General features: G+C 57.9%; 10 protein-coding genes. 6 read left to right on the top strand and 4 right to left on the bottom strand.

What is annotated here, in order from left to right:
- Positions 1-4 precede the first annotated feature (4 nt).
- The 3 genes from EP166_RS13310 to EP166_RS13300 are packed head-to-tail and all read left to right on the top strand — an operon-like array spanning position 5 to position 2983.
- Entirely contained in the window at positions 5-769 is a 765-nt protein-coding gene (locus EP166_RS13310) for a MipA/OmpV family protein (RefSeq protein ID WP_127557733.1), read from the top strand.
- A gap of 42 nt (positions 770-811) precedes the next feature.
- A complete protein-coding gene (locus tag EP166_RS13305; RefSeq protein ID WP_127557731.1) occupies positions 812-1936 on the top strand; it encodes a DUF418 domain-containing protein in 1125 nt (374 codons plus the stop codon).
- A 24-nt stretch (positions 1937-1960) separates the two neighbouring features.
- Positions 1961-2983, top strand: a complete 1023-nt coding sequence (locus EP166_RS13300; RefSeq protein WP_127557729.1) for an alpha/beta hydrolase family protein — start codon at positions 1961-1963, stop codon at positions 2981-2983.
- 68 nt (positions 2984-3051) lie between these two features.
- Here EP166_RS13300 and EP166_RS13295 read toward each other — a convergent pair whose 3' ends face one another.
- The 3 genes from EP166_RS13295 to recC form a co-directional block, all read right to left on the bottom strand.
- The gene (locus tag EP166_RS13295) at positions 3052-4011 is read right to left on the bottom strand and encodes a prenyltransferase/squalene oxidase repeat-containing protein (RefSeq protein WP_127557727.1); all 960 of its coding nucleotides are present in this window, start codon (positions 4009-4011) and stop codon (positions 3052-3054) included.
- Between the two features lie 110 nt (positions 4012-4121).
- Positions 4122-4607 (bottom strand): VOC family protein, encoded by a 486-nt coding sequence (locus EP166_RS13290; RefSeq protein ID WP_127557725.1) that lies wholly within the window; start codon positions 4605-4607, stop codon positions 4122-4124.
- Positions 4608-4869: 262 nt separating this feature from the next.
- On the bottom strand, positions 4870-8160 hold the full coding sequence (recC, locus tag EP166_RS13285) for an exodeoxyribonuclease V subunit gamma (protein WP_127557723.1): 3291 nt from the start codon (positions 8158-8160) through the stop codon (positions 4870-4872).
- Between the two features lie 273 nt (positions 8161-8433).
- Between recC and EP166_RS13280 the strand changes: the two genes are divergently transcribed.
- From EP166_RS13280 to EP166_RS13270, 3 genes are all read left to right on the top strand, one after another.
- On the top strand, positions 8434-9546 hold the full coding sequence (locus tag EP166_RS13280) for an efflux RND transporter periplasmic adaptor subunit (protein WP_127557721.1): 1113 nt from the start codon (positions 8434-8436) through the stop codon (positions 9544-9546).
- A 2-nt stretch (positions 9547-9548) separates the two neighbouring features.
- Entirely contained in the window at positions 9549-12674 is a 3126-nt protein-coding gene (locus tag EP166_RS13275) for an efflux RND transporter permease subunit (protein ID WP_127557719.1), read from the top strand.
- Positions 12675-12742: 68 nt separating this feature from the next.
- The gene (locus tag EP166_RS13270) at positions 12743-14023 is read left to right on the top strand and encodes an MgtC/SapB family protein (RefSeq protein ID WP_127557717.1); all 1281 of its coding nucleotides are present in this window, start codon (positions 12743-12745) and stop codon (positions 14021-14023) included.
- A gap of 50 nt (positions 14024-14073) precedes the next feature.
- Here the strand turns inward: EP166_RS13270 and EP166_RS13265 are convergent, their stop codons facing one another.
- Positions 14074-15477 (bottom strand): MBL fold metallo-hydrolase RNA specificity domain-containing protein, encoded by a 1404-nt coding sequence (locus EP166_RS13265; RefSeq protein ID WP_127557715.1) that lies wholly within the window; start codon positions 15475-15477, stop codon positions 14074-14076.
- Positions 15478-15486: the final 9 nt, after the last annotated feature.

The following is a 15486-nucleotide window of genomic DNA, read 5'->3' as shown; positions in this document are numbered from 1 at the left end:
TGATATGACAACTTCCATTCGAGTGTCACTGGTATTATTGCTTATATCCTCTGCAAACGCTGATCCATTTTCCCTGGCCCTGGAAACCGGTGCGGGTGTGGTTTCCGGGCAGCGCGCGTGGGAAGGGCAGTCTGCTTACTTTGCTGTTTTCCCGGTGCTGAAAGCGGTGTATGGACCCTGGGAAGTGAACAGTATCGACCAGACACTCAGATATCGGTTTGGTGAAGACTCGTCTGATTTTTCGTTCAATCTTGGCTTGGGGCTCAGAGATGAGGGATATAGCGCTTCCGGCGTGATCGCTTCGCGCCCCGAGTCCGGTGTTTATGATGGATACCAATCGCCTGAGGGTGAGTTGGTTGGGGTGGTTGGCTTTGACTATTTGTATTTTCACCTGGGGTTGTCGCAGGATCTGTCAGGCCAGTCTGAGGGGCTTAGTACTCAGGCAGCTATATATCTTCCCCTTTACCTGCGAGACGACATTGCCACTGTGTATGTAGGTGCCGGAATTGGCTGGCAAAGTGCTGCGTATGCAAACGCGCTTTATGGCGTGGCTGGGTCCAATGTCGACGCCACGGTTGGTCGACACGCTTATAGGCTGACTGCGACGACAAGTCCTTTTCTATCGGTTGATTGGTTGTATTCATTCAACGGTTCTTTTCAGGTCAATGTGTCGGCCTCGGCTCACCAGTTGGACGCACAGATCGTTCAAAGCCCATTGGTGGGTCGTGAGAATACAACGCAAATTTCAATAACGCTTGTTTATCGATAAGACATCGCTTTTAAACCAGACTATAGAAGGGTGAATGCAGTCATGAAAAGTGAACGGACCGATGAGGTTGACTTCATCAGGGCGCTGGCTCTGGTCGGTATTTGTATTGTGAATGTTCCGTTTATGGCGCTGCCGATAGAAAATGCGTTCCTGGTCCCGCAGGCAGGTATCGACAGAATGGCGGCCTTTTTTGTCGAGTCCTTCTTTCAATTGAAGTTCTTCCTGCTCTTCTCGTTCCTGTTTGGCTGGGGTTTCGGTGTACAGGAAGCGTCTGCTCATCGGCGTGGGTTGTCGTTCAGACGATTCTACTTCGGCCGAATCAGTGCACTGGCTGTTTTTGGCGGTTTGCACGCGGTGTTGGTCTTTACCGGAGATATCTTGTTGTTGTACGCGTTACTGGGGGCATTGCTGTGGCAGGTGAGACGTAAAGCGCCCTCCGAGCTTATGAAAATAGCTTACCTGATGGTGCCCGTTAGCCTACTGAGCCTCTCTACGTTAGCCATTCTCGTCGATGAGTTTGTGTTGGTGGAGAACGGCCTTGCTGGAGGCGAGGGTTATCACCTGGCCGGCGGCTTCCTTGCTGCAAGTATCGGTCGGTTGCATGAGTGGCCTGCGACGTTTTCGTTCCTGCTGTTGTTGCAAGGCCCGCTGGCGATGGGTGCTTTTTGCACTGGGCTTGTTGCCCAGCGTACCGGGTTCTTTCGTCGTGACAGCGAAGGCTTCAAGGCACTTGAGAAATACGTTCCGGTACTGCTGGTTGTGGCCGTACCAACCAATGTTCTCTATGGCGCGACAACCAGTGGGCTGTTGGCGTTCTCCAGGGAATGGCCTGACTTTATCGGCTTTATTGGGGTTGGCATTGGTGCTCCAGCGCTGGCTGCCGTGTATCTGTATTGCTTCATTCGTGCTGCGAGACGGTTTTCTATTCCGCGGTTGCTGACGCTGGCAGGAAGAAACTCATTGTCCGTTTACATCTTTCAGGGTGTTTTAACCGGGCTGGTATTTGGTGGTTACGGGCTGGGTTTGTTCAATGAGCATGGGCCCTTTAGCTTACTGTTCATTTCGGTGGCAATTGCCTTTATTTCCATCGTCTGCATTGGCGTATACGCATCCCTATTCGGTAGAGGTCCGCTAGAGCCGATACTGCGAAAAGCGTCTGGCTTCTGAACAGCATTGAAAAATTGGGAGGGAATGGCTTTGGTAAAACGAGGAACGATTTCCCGGCCTTTGGTATTCTCGGTGTTCAGCCTTCTTGGTATTGCGTACGCGAATGTGGATTATTTCTATCACGGTGGAAACCAAATTGCGGGCCGCTATATTCCGGCGGAAGGAGCGGCTTCCCGGGATGCGGTGATTGTGTTTGTGCACGGAGACGGTGCCCTGAACTACGATGCACACGGCTACTATGAGCCTATTTGGGATCGGTTAACTCAAGCGGGTTTTGCTGTCTTCAGCTGGGATAAAGCAGGTGTCGGGAAATCGACCGGCCAATGGCTGCATCAGTCGATGGACGATCGGGCAAGCGAGGTTCAGGCCGCCATAGATCACTTGCAGGCAAATTATGGGTATGAGCCGCAGCAGATAGGGTTGTTTGGTTTCAGTCAGGCCGGTTGGGTAGCTCCCAGGGTGGCGAGCGACCACCCGGCAATCTGCTTTGTCGTTGGCTTTGGGTTTGCGATGAACTGGATGGAGCAAAGTTGGTACCTAACCAAAACCCGTATGAAACTGGAAGGTAAGACCACGGCTGATATTGCTCTGGCTCATGAGGCGCATCAGGAAGAGATCGAATTTTTAAGCCGATCACCCGACTATTCGGATTATTTGGATCGATTGTCTGAAGACGATTCCGCTATGTCGCAAGACCGGTTTCAGTTTGTGCGGTTGAATTTTGACGCCGATGCCACTCAGGCGTTTCTTACCATGAGACAACCCGCTCTGGTACTGCTGGGCGAAGATGACCTGAACGTGGATGTGCAGAATACCTTCAATGCGCTGGAGCCTGTATTCGCTGAACGTCCAAACAGTGAGGTGGTCATTATAGAGGGTGCCACACACGGGTTGTTGGACAGCGATGGTTTCAATACTCAAAGCCCCGGTATTCTGTTTTTACTTCGGTTTCTGATCTATGGAGAGAGTGCGTTTGCGGATGGCGTGTTGGATCGAGTCACGGATTGGGTCTCGGAAGCAGCACAACGGTGCAAACCGCTGTCATGAGTCAATGCTGTCTTTATTAATCGTTTTATGAGATTGACCCTAACAGCTAGCACAGTCTGCATGAGTGTTTAGACCACTGGTCGTTGGTTGAAATGCTTCAACACGCGCATGGCCCGCAAGGTGTTCCAGCGGCTGGCGCTCCCGGTCCGTTCCATCGTGAAGTGAACCTTGCCGGGGTGTCTGGCCTGTACCGGCCAGGTGCCGTCTTTTCTGCGTTTTTTAATGAGAACATCCAGCGCCTCTTGCATTCGCTCGTCGTAGCCGGTGCCAGCGAGTTGGAAAAAGTCCAGAGCGCGCAGGATGTCAAAGCGCCACCGGGACGGGTGCGTTAGCATGAGCAGTTTGGGGTCAAAAATCTCGCCGGTGCGTTGGGAGCGAAACAACCGGTGCCGCAACAGGAATTCGACTGCCTGCTCTCCCGCTGATAAAAGTGTGTTCAGTTGGTACCGGTAGCCGTTGGCTCGGTACTCATGAATGCCCTCAAGAACAGACAAGGTGGAGTGCACGGAACTGTGGACCGTTGCGCGCCGGTTGGATTGGCAGTTCCAGCCACCATCCGGCATGTGTTGCTTCAGAAGAAAGTCCACCACCGACCTCAGGTCGTCTGCGTTCGATCCGAAATAGGCGGCATAGTTCAGGAACATGCCGTTGATACAGACGTCGCTTTTTTTCGCATCGGTCGCGTGGACGATGCCACCGTCGGGGCCCCGGTGTGTTTGAATCACCTGGGCAATGGTCTCCTGCACGGGTGCGAGGTTGGGCGCAATGGCCAGGTTTTTGAGGTCCAGAAGGGTGTAGTGGGTAGAGGTCCATTTCATCTGGTAGAACGCCTCACCCCAGTGCCCTTTGGGATTCCGTAGACCGAGTAACTGGGCACCCCAACCTTCCCGGGCAATGCGGGCGCGCAGATCCGGCCGATCGTCTCCGAGCAGGTCTCTATGGGTTTGGTACTGGATGGACACATCGCCATCCAATAGCCAGTCGATCACCGTCCTGTCTTGATCCGGCGTTTTGGCAGACACTGTCATGGCGCTGTTCCCTCAAGTCGAGACCGACCGCTTTGAGTATAGAGTCAGAGGCGGGGCTCTCGTTGACTTGAATCAAATGAACTTGCCTGAACAGTGCCTGCCCTTATGAGTCAGCCGCGACAAGCGGCTTCGACCATGGCGATGTCGATCTTCTTCATCTCCATCATCGCTTCGAAGGCGCGTTTGGCGACTGCAGGGTCGGGGTTGGTAAATGCTTTCGTCATCGCGACCGGAGTTATCTGCCACGACACGCCCCACTTATCCTTGCACCACCCGCACATGCTTTCCTGCCCGCCATTATCGACAATGGCGTTCCAGTAGCGATCCGTCTCGGCCTGGTCATCGGTGGCCACTTGAAACGAAAAAGCTTCACTGTGCTTGAATGTGGACCCACCGTTAAGCCCGAGGCATGGGATGCCCATTACGGTGAAGTCTACGGTAAGAACGTCCCCTTCTTTGCTCGACGGATTGTCCGCCGGGGCGCGATGCACCACTTGGACTGACGAGTCGGGAAAGGTCTCGGCGTAAAACCGGGCGGCTTCTTCGGCATCGCCGTCGTACCAGAGGCAGATTGTGTTTTTGGCTGGTGTGCTCATGGTGTATCTCCTTGATGTGACCGTTCAGGGCATTCCAGTGCAGCGTCACTGCACTTGAATGGCGATAGGGCGACAGCGGTCTAGTCCACCGCGCCTCATATCGGATAGTCGGGTCGGCAGCCGCAAAATCGACAGAGCGATAAAAAAGTTCCTTTAATCGGCGGCCGCACGTCGTTTAACTGGGCGTTAATAGACGACACCTGAGTGTTCTGAATGCTACGGAGATTAACCGGCCACTGCAGTGAGCCGCTATGATCCGTTGTTATTCCTTCTCTACTTGCAGCTTCTCTTGCGCCAGGTGCTCAAACAACGGCGCGTACAAGGCGGTTACGCCTTCAAAAATCGCATCGTGCTCGGGTTGCTCGGGCCAAAACCAGGCCATGTAAGGGTCTTCGCTGAGGCCGTTGCTGAACCAGCCGTCGCCGTACCAGACTTTGTCGAAATCGCCCGGGTTGTACTCGCGGCGTTCGCGGGGTTTGGCCATTTCCATCGCTATTTCAGTGTGCCAGGGCAGGGGTTCGCATTGGCCTTGTCGCCAGAAATCGAGCCAGTGGCTGAGTTCTGTTCTGGCTGCGTCGGTCGTCATTGGGGCGAAGTTAATCGCGTAGACTTCATCTTTTTTACGCTCGCGGAAGACACCCATCGTGATCGTTTCTGATTGAGTGTTGGCCAGTAAGTGGTGCAGCCAGAGGCGCAGATGGTCTTTGCCTTTGGCGTCGGCCAGGCGCCAGAACAGGAGTTCGCCGCCGGGCAGACGCGGAAGGTGAGCGGTTACTGTTAAGGTGTCGTTAAAGACGCGCTCGGCTGGTTCGGAGACCAGCTGGGCGGCGCCGAGCGATAGTAAATGCTCACTGAAGGCGTCGGCCTGGGCTTGCCAGTCGGCGAGGGTGTCGTCGACCAGGGGGTTATCTGGCAGTCGGCCTGAGAGGCGGGCGGCCATGAGTTGGGTGTCGGCATCCGGCAGGGTTGAGTCGAAGCGGGTGGCGATCAGGTCTTGTTGCAGCTGGTAACGGTCCAGATGGTTGGCGGCGAAGGGTTCGGCGTCGGCCAGTTCCGGGGTGTCGTTGTTGTCCAGGAATAAGCCCAAACGATGGCGGGCGAAGGCGCGGGCCGGGTGTTCGGCAAAGCGGACCAGGTCTTCAATGCTCAGTTCTTCTGGCCAGTCGGGCTCTGCCAGCAACGGCGTGTTGTTGGGTGTTGGTAGCGGGTGGCCGAGGCGTAGCCAGCGGCTGTCGAAACTGGGCCAGGGGGTGGCGTTTTCTGAGGCCGGGTCGGTGAGGTAGTTCTCTGTCGCGAAGGGCTGCAATGGCAGTGCCTTGATGCCGGTTTTGGTGCGCCAGCCGGTCGCGCCTTCGAGGTAGCTGAACAGTTCGGTCAGCACCAGGGAGGGCTGGCGTTCGGTGTTGGTGTTGACGTCCCGGCCCTGGTAGCTGAGGTACAGGCTGTTGCGGGCGGAGAGCAGGGCTTCGAGAAACAGGTAGCGGTCGTCGCCACGGCGTGAACGGTCGCCCAGGCGGGGGCGGTCGTTGGCCATTAAGTCGAAGCCGAGCGGTGGCCGCTGGCGTGGGAAGTCACCGTCGTTCAGGCCGAGAATGGCGAGCACTTTAAACGGCACCGAGCGCATCGGCACCATCGAACACACCGTGATCTGGCCGGTCATGAACTGGCGGCCGGTGCGGGCCGGGCTGGCGAACATCTGTTGCAGGGCGTGGCGCACCACCGCAAGTGGCAGGGTGCCGGTAAAGCCGGCTTGCTGGCTGTGTTCGCTGAGGTCGCGCAGGGCATCGCGCAGGTCGTCCTGGGCGGATTCGAAGCGGGCGTCGGTGGCGAACAGGGCCAGGCGCACACGTTCTTGCAAAAAGCCTTGCCAGTCGCGCGCGGTGCGCGGGGTGGGCAGGTCGGCGGCCAGGTGTTTCAGGGCATCGACGAAGCCGGCGAGTTTTCCCAGCAGTTGGGCGTCGCTGCCTTCTACGTTGGGCAGCAGCAGGCGCTGGCCCACGACGGTTTCGGTATCGCCCCAGGCGAAGCCGACGAGCAGGCGTTCCAGGCCCTGTTGCCAGCTGTAGGTATCGTTGATGGCGCTGTCGCTGGATTGGACGTACTGGCGTTTGTGGGCGTCGTCTAACCCCCAGTGCACGCAGGCGGCGTTGAGCCAGCGGGCGAGAGGGTCGAGGTCATCCTGCGTTAAACCGAACTGCTGTTGTATCGCCGGGACGCGCAGCCAGCCGATCACTTGGGTCACCTGGAAGCGGGCGTCGGGCAGGGTGAGCAGGTCGAGAAAGGCGGCGATGGTCGGGTCGGCGTCTTTTAAATTGCGGTCGGCGATCGAGCAGGGCAGAGGCGGTACGTCTTCGCCGATGTCGTCGAAGCGGCGGGCGAACACGGCTTCGACAAAGGGCGCGTAGTCTTCGACGTTGGGGCACATCACCAGCACGTCTTTCGGGGTGAGGGTTTTGTCGGCATTGAACTGGTGCAGCAGCCAGTCGTGCAGGCCTTGAACTTCGCGCAGAGCACTGTGGGCGCTGCGTACGCACAGGGAGTGATCGCTCACATCACTGGGCTGCTCATATGGATGCTCGCGGCCATCGCGCAGTTTTAGCAGGTCGCGTTGCAGTTGGTTGAGCAGGGTGTCGCCTTCGGGTTCTACGAACACCGGGGTTTCGATGTCGGCGCGGTCGCTGAGCAGGTTGACGAAGGCCTGGCCCTGTTGGCCCAGATTGCCGATCAACGGGTTGCCGACCTCGATGTTCAGGTCGTCGCTGTCGTGGCCTTGCAGCACCCAGTCGGCGCGTTTTTTAGCGGCCTGCTTTTCGCTTTGGGTTTCGCCCCAGTATTCGTCGCTGGGGTTGAGATGAAACAGGTGGATGTCCATGCCGGCCTGGTCGGAGAGGCCCTTCAGAAAATCGAGCCAGAGCGGGGCCAGGCTGTTGATGCCGAAAATGAACAGGCGTTCGGGCAGCGGCTCCGCCGGGTTGTCGAGTTGTTGCATGGCGCGCTGCAGCAGGGCGAGCGGGTGGTTCGGGTTATCCCGCACCAGGTGTCGCCAGAGTTGCGCTTGCCAGTGGTCGCCCTGGCCGGCTTCCCAGCTTTCAATCCAATCTGGCCGGTACATTACATACTGTTCGTACAGGTCGGCCAGTTGCTCGGCCAGTTGGAAACGACGCAGCGGTTGCTGGCGGTTGGACTGGTTCTGCCAGTAGCGGCTGGGTTCGGCGAAGGCGGGGTCTTCGGAAATGAATTCCTGCCCCAGCAGGTCGTGCAGGCGCCAGACCAGTACTTCGCGGCGGAAGGGGGATTGTTCTGGCACTTCGCTTGCCCCCAGAACCTGGCGGATCAGCGTCCACATTTGTTGGATGGGCAGCGGAAAGGCCAGGTTCATGCTGATCTGGCGGCTGGGGTGGTCGGCGAGCTTCATGTTGAGCCAGTGCGCCATGCCCTGGTGCTGCACCAGAATGATGTCGGGCTGCAGCGGGTTGTCGACCGGCAGGGCTAGCAGGGTGGCGAGCGGGTCGATCAGGGTGTCGAGCTGGTTGCCGGGCAGAACGTGAAACATGAAGCAGACTCGTGGTGTTTTGGGCAGTGTAGCAAGGTGGCTTTGTCCGTGGTACTAACCCGCCCCGGGCACGACTTGTGCCCGGGGCTAGCCGGCGGTGTTCACCTCTGGATAGGTAAATCTGCTAACAGCATCTGGTGGCGAATCCTGGAACAAGGCATTCTGTTGTGCTTTCAATAAATTGTACTGTCTAACAATAAGGTGTTCGGTTGGGTTGGCCTGATTTCGGGCCGGTGACGTACTTATCTCACCCGATTGCTAAGGAGTAGTGGCATGTCCTTCTGGAAACAAAGCGCGCTGACGCTGGCGTTAATTGCATTGGCCGGTGGCGGCTGGTTGGTCTGGCATCCCGCGGGTGAAAGCACGCGTGTGCAGTTGGGCCTGGCCGAGGCGTCTGAAGGCGGTGGTGGCGGCGGTCGTCCGGGTTTTGGTTTTGGTGGTGGCGCGACGCTGGTGGTGACCGATACCGTTGGCGAGGCGGTGATCAACGATCATCTGACAGCGATTGGTGATGGGGCGGCCTTGCGCTCGGTGTCCATTAATCCTGAAGTGGGCGGCCGTATCGCTGAGGTGTTGAAAGGCTCTGGCGACCGGGTGGCGGCTGGCGATGTGATCGCGCGGATGGATTCCAGCTCTGAACGCATTGCACTCGATCGCGCCCGGCTTGCGTTGCGCGATGCTGAAAACCGGGTTGAACGACTGACCCGGATGCAGCAGGGCAACAGCATTGCTCAGGTGGAACGGTCCGATGCCGAGTCAGCCCTGGAAGGGGCCCGATTACAGGTCAGAGAAGCGGAGCTTGCACTGGACCGGCGCACGATTCGAGCGCCCTTTGCCGGCGTTCTGGGCATTGTGTCGCTGGAGCCGGGTACTCTGGTGGGCACACAAAATGAAGTGGCCCGTCTCGATGACCGGTCTGATCTGTTGGTTGAATTCCGCGTGCCAGAGCGCTTTGTCGGGGCCATATCTGTTGGGCGCGACATCACCGTGACGCCGGTGTCGAACCCGGGCGCATCGCTGGCAGGGTCGATCACCGCGATAGACAGCCGGCTTGAGCCCGACAGCCGCACACTCCGGGTTCAGGCACTGGTTGATAACGAAGCCGACCAACTTAGGCCAGGCATGTCATTCGTACTGGATATGCGCTTTCCGGGCGATACCTTCCCAACCGTGAACCCGCTGGCCGTTCAATGGCGGTCTGAAGGCTCCTACGTGTGGCGAATTAACAGCGATAACAGCGCTGAGCGGGTAAACGTGCGCATCATTCAGCGCAATTCCGATGCCGTTTTGGTCGATGCGCCCTTGCAACCGGGTGATGCGGTGGTCACCGAAGGTGTGCAGTCGGTTCGGTCCGGTGCCACAGTACGCCTGGCGGATGGAGGCTGATCATGTCTGCAGAACCCAGAATGGCTCGTATGGGTGGGTTTACTGCCCTGTTTGTGCGACGGCCGGTGCTGGCCCTGGTGGTCAGTGCGCTGATCGTCGTGTCGGGCATTGCCGGCTTGTTTGGTGCTGAAATTCGAGAATTGCCCGCTGTCGACTCGCCGGTCGTCACCATCAGTACCTCATACAATGGCGCCGCACCGGAAACCATAGACCGGGAGGTCACCAGCATTCTGGAAGGCGCCGTCTCCCGAGTCTCCGGCATCGATTCCATTTCCTCCAGTTCCAGTTTTGGTCGCAGCCGCATCACACTCGAATTCCGCAGCGACGTGAATCTCGACACAGCAACGTCCGACATTCGCGATGCCATTGGCCGCGTCACAGGCCGGTTACCCGATGATGTCGATGAACCGCAAATCATTAAGGCCGATTCCGATGCCTCGCCGGTGATGCGTTTGTCGGTCACGTCGGCCACGTTTTCCATCCAGGACCTTTCGCTGCTGGTTGAAAACGAAGTGCTCGATCGGTTGGCGGCGGTTCCTGGTGTGGCCGATCTGCAGGTGTTCGGGTCACGCGAGCGCATTTTCCGGGTGGATATCGACCAGTACCGGCTGGCCAGTTTTGGCTTGACCGTCGCCGACGTGCGCCAGGCGCTGAGCAATGTGTCGTTCGATTCACCGGCAGGTGCCTTGTCGAGCAACGACCAGAGCCTGGTGGTGCGAACCTCGGCTCAAATCAGCAAGCCTGAAGATTTCATGGACCTGCGCATTCGCCAGGAAATACGCATTCGCGATGTGGCCACGGTCACCCTGGGTGAAGACCCGGGCGACAGTGTGTTGCGGGCTAACGGTGCCGCTGGGGTGGGTATTGGCATTATTCGACAGGCGCAATCGAATACCCTGGAAATATCCTCGGCGGTTCGACAGGCCGTAGATGATATTCAGGAAATATTGCCCGAAGGGGCCAACATCCGGGTGTCGAGTGACGATGCTACTTACATTGGTGGCGCGATCTCGGAAGCGGTTAAAACCCTTGTGTTTGCCGTCGCGATTGTGACGCTGATTATCTTTGTGTTTTTACGGGACTGGCGAGCCACACTGATCCCCGCTATTACCATTCCGGTTGCGCTGATCGGGACTCTGGCGGCGATTTATCTGGCCGGCTTTTCCATCAATATTCTGACGCTGCTGGCACTGGTGTTGGCCACCGGCATGGTGGTTGACGACACCATTGTGGTGCTCGAAAACATCGTGCGTAAACGCAACCAGGGCATGGGTTCCCGTGCGGCGGCCGTGTTGGGTGTTCAGCAAGTGTTCTTTGCGGTCATCACCACCACCGCCACCTTGGCGGCTGTGTTTATTCCGTTGTCATTTTTGCCAGGGCAGGCTGGCGGTTTGTTCAGAGAATTCGGTTTTACCCTGGCCATGGCGGTGGTGTTGAGTTCGGTGGTGGCGCTGACGCTGTGCCCCATGTTGTCGTCCCGGTTGCTCAAGGCGCATTCGGAATCGCCCGATGCTGCGCCCGTAAAGCGGGGCTTGTTTGATGTTCTGGGCGATGCGCTGCAACGCCTGTTCGTAACCATTTTGCATTTTTCGTTGCGGGCGCCACTGGTCATTCTGACGATCTCCGGGTTGGTGTTTGCGTTGGCGCTGAGCCTGTGGGGTCAGTTGGATCAGGAGGTCACGCCACCCGAGGATCGGTCGGTGGCGTTGTTGTCGGTATCGGCGCCGCAAGGGGTGAGTCTCGACTTCACCACACAACAAATGCGACGGGTGGAAGAGCTGGTGCAGCCGCTGATGGATTCCGGTGAAATAGAGAATACCTTTTCGATTGCAGGCATTGGTTCCGGTAACCGGGGCTTTATGGTGATGGGGTTGTCGCCACAGGATCAACGTGAGCGCAGCCAGCAGGAGATTGTCAGGCAAATCAACGGCTTAATGGCGACCATACCCGGCATCCGTGCCTTTGCCATTCAGCCAAACAGTCTGGGCATTCGCGGCGGTGGGCGCGGTTTGAATTTTGCCGTTGTCGGCAGTAATTACGACCGCCTGAGCGACACCGCCGATGCCCTGATTGCCGCACTGGAAGAGAACCCCCGGTTTGGCCGGATCAGTTCCTCCTATGAAACCACACAGCCACAGCTCTCGGTGACGATTGACCGGGATCGTGCGGCGGACCTTGGCATCAACATCAATGGGTTGGCCGAGGCCATGCAGGCGTTGCTCGAAGGGCGCGAAGTAGGCTCGGTGTTTATCGAAGACCGCAGCTTTGATGTGAAGATGCTGTCGACCACGCACCCGGTCCGCGACCCGAGCGACCTGCAAAGCATATTCCTGCGCACCGGGGATGGGCGCATGGTGCCGATGTCGACGGTTGTCTCGTTGCAGGAGCAAGCCGTGGCGCCCTCACTGGCCCGGGAATCTCAATTGCGGTCCGTTTCAATTACGGCAAGCCTGACCCCCGGGTTTGCGTTGGGTGATGCCTTACTGCAAGCCGAGCGATTGGCCGAACCCCTGCTGCAGGATGGCATGCGCATATTGCCGTTGTCGGAAGCCGCCGCGCTGGATGAAACGTCCAATGCCATGCTGCTGACCTTTGGCTTTGCTCTGTTGATTGTGTTTCTGGTGTTGGCCGCGCAATTCGAAAGTTTCGTCAGTGCGTTGATTGTGATCTTTACCGTACCGTTCGGACTCGCCTGTGCGATTTTCGCGTTGCTGATGTCGGGTGTGAGCCTGAATGTGTACAGCCAGATAGGCCTGGTGTTGCTGGTCGGTGTGATGGCCAAGAACGGTATTCTGATGGTGGAATTTGCCAATCAGTTGCGTAACCGGGGATACGAGGTTCGTGAGGCCATTGAAGAAGCCGCCATCATTCGGTTGCGCCCGGTAATGATGACGATGATGTCTACCGTGCTGGGGGCCTTGCCACTGGTGCTCTCGACCGGGCCCGGTGCCGAAGCGCGCGAGGCGCTGGGTTGGGTGATCGTGTTGGGGCTGGGCATGGCCTCAGTGGCAACGTTGTTTTTGACCCCGGTCGCTTATTTGCTACTAGCGCGTTTCAGTAAACCGCAGCAGGAAGAGCAGGATCGGCTGGATCGTGAACTGGCGGTGGCCGACGAGCAGCTGGCCTGATCGGGCTCGATGGTTTTAACCGTTGACGTTGGCTACACTCTGCACACGACTTGCAGATAAGCATCCTCATGGATCTCGCCAACCTCTCTTCACTGTCAGAAACTGACCTGGCGTTTCGGTTACTCGCCGCCCTGTTCCTCGGTGCTCTGATTGGTTTGCAACGAGGCTGGGTTGCTCGGCATCTGGCGGCGGGTGAGCGCATAGCGGGTATTCGCACTCATGCCCTGGTGGGGCTGTTGGGTGGCTTTTCGGCCTTACTGTCAGCTGTACTGACGCCCTGGGTATTTCCGGTCGCTTTTCTTGGCGTGGCCGCCATTGCGCTGGTGGCTTACCGGGCTCGCTTGCAGCACGAACGGAATTTCAGCATTACCGGCCTGATCGGCCTGTTGCTGACCTTCATGCTCGGCGCCATTGCGCTCTCAGTCAGTGTCTTCCTGGCCGCGGCGGGAGCGGTGGTGACGGCACTGATTCTGGACTACAAAGCTGAAATTCACGGGTTGCTCGCCAAACTGGAAGAGCATGAGCTGGATGCCGGGCTTAAGCTGCTGTTGATATCTGTCGTGGTCTTGCCGCTGCTTCCCAACCAGGGGTATGGGCCGGGTGAAGCCATTAACCCGTATGAGATCTGGTGGCTGGTGGTGCTGATCGCCGGTATATCGTTTGTTGGTTACTTTGCTGTACGAATGGCCGGAGCAAGAAGAGGTATATTGTTCACCAGTTTGTTTGCCGGGCTCAGTTCGACCACGGCGCTCACCCTGAACTTCGCCAAACTGTCGCGCCAGGCGCCGGAAGCCAGCCGGCTGCTGGCCGCCGGTATACTGATCGCCTGCGGCACCATGTTTCCGCGCCTGCTGGTGTATGCCTACCTGATCAATCCGGCGCTGATTGGTCTGTTGGTGATGCCGGTCATTACTATGGCGGTTGCGCTTTATGCGCCTGCTGTTTTTATCTGGCGGGGCATCGAACAGACCGTCAGTCTGGAAAAGCCTGTGCTCGAGCGCAACCCGCTCGACCTGAGTTCTGCAGTGTACTTCGCTGTGTTGATCACGGTGATCTTGTTGCTTGGTGAATGGTTGCGCAACGCCGTGGGCGATGCGGGTATTTATCTACTCGCTGCGGCCTCCGGAATCGCCGATGTGGATGCCATTACGCTGTCATTAACGCGCATGTCGTTAAGCGATACCACTCTCGAAGTCGCAGTGCTGGGCATTGTCATCGCCTCGGCGGTTAATAACCTGGTGAAAGCCGGGCTGACGGTATGGCAGGGCAGCGCTCAGTTGTGGCGTTTGGTTCTGGTGCCAATGGTGGTGTCACTGGTATTGGGGTTGCTGCTGGCGACGCTGGGGTAGTGCCCGGGGCACTTTCCTGGGAAGGCCTCTCCGGGCAGCACGCGAGCGGACTAGAAAACGATCGTCTCCCCTTGCTTTGGAATCGTGGCCGCAATTTCATGGTGCTGCCACAGTTCACTGGCCAGGGCATCCTGTGCGTTGGGTTCGCCGTGAACCAGATAGAACTCCGGCTGGGTGGTGAAGCTCGCAGCCCAGCTCAGTAATTCCTGTTGACCAGCGTGGGCGGAGAAGCCGCCTATGGTTTCTATGCGGGCGTTGACGGCGAAGGCATCGCCAAACATTTTGATCGTTTTCAGGCCGTCGACCAACAGTCGCCCCAGCGTACCCCGGGCCTGATAGCCACAAAAAACCACGGTGGTTTTGCGGTCCCAGATTCTGTTTTTGAAGTGATGCCGTATGCGGCCACCGGTGCACATGCCGCTGCCGGCGATGATCAGCGCACCGCTTTTGATTCGGTTGATGGCCATGGAATCATCGGTGCTGGACGTTACCGACAGCCTGGGCAGGAAGTCTTTCAGGAAGCGGATGTCGGTGTCGCACAGCTTTTTAACACCGCCACAATCGAGCGTATGCAACCAGTGGTCATAGACTTCTGTCACTTTGTGGGCCATGGGGCTATCGAGGTAGATTTGCCAGCCATCGAGCGTGCCGCGCTGATGCATGGCGCCCAGGTGGTACAGAACTTCCTGGGTGCGGCCAACGGCGAAGGCCGGAATCAGCACATTGCCGCCCTGTTCCCAGGTTTCCTTGAGGATCTGCTCCATCTGCACAATGGAATCGGGCAGGGAGCGGTGGTCCCGGTTGCCGTACGTGCTTTCCATTAACACAATACTGGCGTCCGTCAGGTGGGTTGGGTCGTTCATCAGCGGCGTGTCTTTCTTGCCAAGGTCACCGCTGAAAACCAGCTTTTTGGACTGGTTTCGTTCGCTGAATTCCAGCTGCACGATGGCCGAGCCCAAAATATGGCCCGCATCGAACAGGGTGACTGACAGGCCGGGCAGTAGCGAAAACGGCTCATCATAGGGCTGGCCGACGCACAGCGAGAAAACCGTTTCCAGGTCGACCTGGGTGTACAGCGGTTCGATGGGCGGCTTGCCTTTGCGCAGCAGTTTCCGGTTCTTGCGTTCGAGGTCTCGCTCGTAAAGCCCGGCGGCATCTTCGAGCATGATCGGCAACAGCTCAACGGTCTCTGCTGTGCACAGAATGGGGCCGCGAAACCCTCGTTTGGCGAGTAATGGCAACAGGCCGGAATGGTCCATATGGGCATGGGAAAGCACCAGTGCATCGATGCGGCTGGCATCAAACTCAAAGGTTTCATCCCTCAGTCGGTCGACGGCATCGCCCCCCTGGTGCATGCCGCAATCGAGCAGAACCCGGCCGATGCCGGGCATGGTCACCAGATGACAGGACCCGGTGACCTCCTGAGCGGCACCGAGAAATTGAACCGTAGCCATGACCTGTCC

Origin of the sequence: Saccharospirillum alexandrii, from assembly GCF_004000275.1 — a bacterium.
Lineage (GTDB): Bacteria > Pseudomonadota > Gammaproteobacteria > Pseudomonadales > Natronospirillaceae > Saccharospirillum > Saccharospirillum alexandrii.
Note: the sequence above shows the minus strand (reverse complement) of the source record. Positions and strands in the feature narration are given on the sequence as shown.

What these genes read in the sequence shown, in the direction of transcription:
- EP166_RS13310 (WP_127557733.1), top strand. Translation starts at nt 5, where the DNA reads ATGACAACTTCCATTCGAGTGTCACTGGTATTATTGCTTATATCCTCT.
- EP166_RS13305 (WP_127557731.1), top strand. Translation starts at nt 812, where the DNA reads ATGAAAAGTGAACGGACCGATGAGGTTGACTTCATCAGGGCGCTGGCT.
- EP166_RS13300 (WP_127557729.1), top strand. Translation starts at nt 1,961, where the DNA reads ATGGCTTTGGTAAAACGAGGAACGATTTCCCGGCCTTTGGTATTCTCG.
- EP166_RS13295 (WP_127557727.1), bottom strand. Translation starts at nt 4,011, where the DNA reads ATGACAGTGTCTGCCAAAACGCCGGATCAAGACAGGACGGTGATCGAC.
- EP166_RS13290 (WP_127557725.1), bottom strand. Translation starts at nt 4,607, where the DNA reads ATGAGCACACCAGCCAAAAACACAATCTGCCTCTGGTACGACGGCGAT.
- recC (WP_127557723.1), bottom strand. Translation starts at nt 8,160, where the DNA reads ATGTTTCACGTTCTGCCCGGCAACCAGCTCGACACCCTGATCGACCCG.
- EP166_RS13280 (WP_127557721.1), top strand. Translation starts at nt 8,434, where the DNA reads ATGTCCTTCTGGAAACAAAGCGCGCTGACGCTGGCGTTAATTGCATTG.
- EP166_RS13275 (WP_127557719.1), top strand. Translation starts at nt 9,549, where the DNA reads ATGTCTGCAGAACCCAGAATGGCTCGTATGGGTGGGTTTACTGCCCTG.
- EP166_RS13270 (WP_127557717.1), top strand. Translation starts at nt 12,743, where the DNA reads ATGGATCTCGCCAACCTCTCTTCACTGTCAGAAACTGACCTGGCGTTT.
- EP166_RS13265 (WP_127557715.1), bottom strand. Translation starts at nt 15,477, where the DNA reads ATGGCTACGGTTCAATTTCTCGGTGCCGCTCAGGAGGTCACCGGGTCC.